2 protein-coding genes are annotated in these 3,006 nt (G+C 54.6%); one reads left to right on the plus strand and one right to left on the minus strand.

Translation table 11 applies throughout. The features are described 5' to 3' along the window. Positions 1 to 948: iron-sulfur cluster carrier protein ApbC (apbC, locus tag ABJK70_RS22770; protein ID WP_347259227.1), on the minus strand; the 948-nt coding region annotated here is incomplete at its 3' end. Positions 949 to 1,151: 203 nt separating this feature from the next. On the opposite strand from apbC, the gene metG reads away from it, so the two are divergent. Next, positions 1,152 to 3,006 (plus strand): methionine--tRNA ligase (metG, locus tag ABJK70_RS22775; protein ID WP_347259228.1); only part of this gene is annotated, 1,855 nt, incomplete at its 3' end.

Genomic DNA, 3,006 nt, shown 5'->3' on the forward strand with positions numbered 1-3,006 from the left:
GCCGCCGTCCGCGTTCTTCCGGATGCTGATGTCGAGCGGCAGAGAACCGAGTAGCTCGACGCCGTATTTTTGGGCCATCTTGTCACCGCCGCCTTCGCCGAAGATCGGCTCGGCATGGCCGCAATTCGAACAAATATGAATGCTCATGTTTTCTACGATCCCCAAGACCGGCACCCCCACCTTTTCGAACATCTTTAGGCCTCTCTGGGCATCCAATAACGCAATGTCCTGAGGCGTGGTGACTATGATCGCGCCGGACACGGGAATCTGCTGCGCCAGCGTCAATTGAATATCGCCGGTACCGGGCGGCAAGTCGATGATCAGATAATCCAGGTTGTCCCACTTGGTGTCCTTGAGCAATTGTTGCAAGGCACCGGTCACCATGGGGCCGCGCCAGATCATCGGTGCGTCCTCCTCGATCAGATAACCGATGGACATGGATTGAACGCCGTAGGCGACCATCGGGATCAACCGGTTTCCGCCTTCGGTATCCGGGCGCCCGGAAATCCCCAGCATGAGCGGTTGGCTTGGTCCGTAAATGTCGGCATCCAGAATACCGACTCGCGCACCTTCCGCCGCTAATGCCAGCGCCAGATTCGCGGCGGTCGTCGATTTCCCGACACCGCCTTTGCCGGAAGCGACCGCGATGATGTTCTTGACGCCGGGCATCGGCTTTAGATTCTTCTGGACCGAGTGGGAAACGATCTCCGTAACGATTTCCACCGTCACCTCGGTCGCGCCGGTTTCCGCACGGAGCTTTTGTTCGATCAGACTCTTGAGTTCGGCGTGGAAACTGGCCGCCGGGTAACCCAGAGCCACTTTCACCCGAATCCGGGAATCGTCTATTTCGATTTTCTTGATCGACTTGGTCGATACCAAATCCCGGTCCAGATTGGGATCCACCAAGGTCTTAAGGGCATTCTCAACATCGGATTGAGTCAGCGGCATTCGAATCTCCGGCATCTCGGGCCAAATAAGGCGTTATTCTACACAATTGGCCGCGAAGCTTAACGGATCAAAGGCTTCTTCGACTGGCGACGCACCAGGTTCGGAGCCCCACTCTACGGCGTCCGCCGTGGCTATGCGCCTCTGAACGCTCGGCCGAAATGTGGGATAATTTTGCGACCCAAGAAAACATTGAATTTCGCCACATGACCACCCATCGAACGATCCTCGTCACCAGCGCCCTACCCTATGCCAACGGCCCCATTCACTTGGGCCATCTGGTCGAATACATACAAACCGACATCTGGGTGCGATTTCAGAAGATGCGCGGCAACACCTGCCATTATGTCTGCGCCGACGACACCCACGGCACGCCCATCATGCTTAGGGCCGAAAAGGAAGGCATCGCCCCGGAGGAGCTGATTCGACGGGTCCACGGCGAGCATCTCCGGGACTTTACCGGTTTTCACATCGAGTTCGACAACTATTACTCGACCCATTCGGAGGAAACCCGGCAACTGGCCGAAACGATCTACGCGAGGCTGAAAGAGCGTGGATTGATCGAGGCGCGCTCGATAGAGCAGTACTACGATCCGGTCAAGGAAATGTTTCTTCCGGACCGCTTCATCAAGGGCGAATGCCCAAAGTGCCATGCCAAGGACCAGTACGGCGATTCCTGCGAAGCCTGCGGCGCAACCTATTCGCCGACCGACCTGATCAACCCCTATTCCGCCGTCTCCGGCGCGGCTCCGGTGCGGAAGGAGTCGGTGCACTACTTCTTCAAGCTCGGGAAATGCGAGGAATTTCTCAAGACCTGGACCCGAGCCGGACATTTGCAGGATGAAGCCGCCAACAAAATGGCGGAATGGTTCGAGGCGGGGCTGTCCGACTGGGACATTTCCCGCGACGCCCCCTATTTCGGCTTCGAAATCCCCGACGCGCCGGGCAAATTCTTCTACGTCTGGCTGGACGCTCCCATCGGCTACATGGGCAGCTTCAAGAACCTGTGCGAAAGACTGAACCTCGATTTCGACCAATACTGGAACAAGGACTCGAACGCGGAGCTATACCACTTCATAGGCAAGGATATCCTCTATTTCCACGCCCTGTTCTGGCCGGCCATGCTGGAACACTCGGATTTCCGCACTCCCACCAAGATCTTCGCCCACGGCTTCTTGACCGTGAACGGCGAGAAAATGTCCAAATCCCGCGGCACTTTCATCACGGCGGAAAGTTATCTCCAGCAGGGCTTGAACCCCGAATGGCTGCGCTATTACTACGCCTGCAAGCTGAATGGGACGATGGAGGACATCGATCTCAACTTGGAAGATTTCGTGGCGAGGGTGAATAGTGATTTGGTTGGGAAGTACGTCAATATTGCCAGCCGGACAGCTGCATTTATCACTAATTCGTTTAATGGTCGCTTAGCAAATATCCCTGAACCAACCCATCAAAAACTTGAGCAATCTTTCGCCGCTATTACAAATCGTGAGTTCGAGCGGGACGATTTTTCGGAGAGTTATATTCGAAAGGTTTTCGAAGAGGAAGCAGAATGGCTCACTAGGCTCGGCAGTCCTGAGATTTTGCTTCGGGATTTTCAAGCCGCATCAAAGGAGTTGATCCGACTATATGATGCGCGGCTATTTAATCAAGCCTTGCGCCTAATTATGTTACTGGCAGACATTGCCAACAAATACGTTAGCGTTAAAGAACCTTGGAAACTCTCCAAGGCCGGCCCCAGCCAGGAATTACATCAAGTAAGCTCCGTCTGCATCAACATCTTTAGATTACTCTCCCTGTACCTAAAACCAGTGCTGCCTGGTTTGGTCTCAAACGTAGAGGCGTTTCTTAACATTCCACCACTTACATGGGAGGACGCGTTCACTCTCTTGCCGGAAGGGCACGTTATCAAGCCTTATCAACACCTAATGTCTCGCATCGACCCTAAACAAATCGAGTCACTCGTGGAAGCCAACAAACAGAACCTGCAAGCCGCTGCTCAGCCGGAACCTCATTCCCAGCAACGTCACGCCGAGCATCAGCAACACACGATTCAACCGA

Origin of the sequence: Methylocaldum sp., assembly GCF_039794385.1 — a bacterium.
GTDB lineage: Bacteria > Pseudomonadota > Gammaproteobacteria > Methylococcales > Methylococcaceae > Methylocaldum.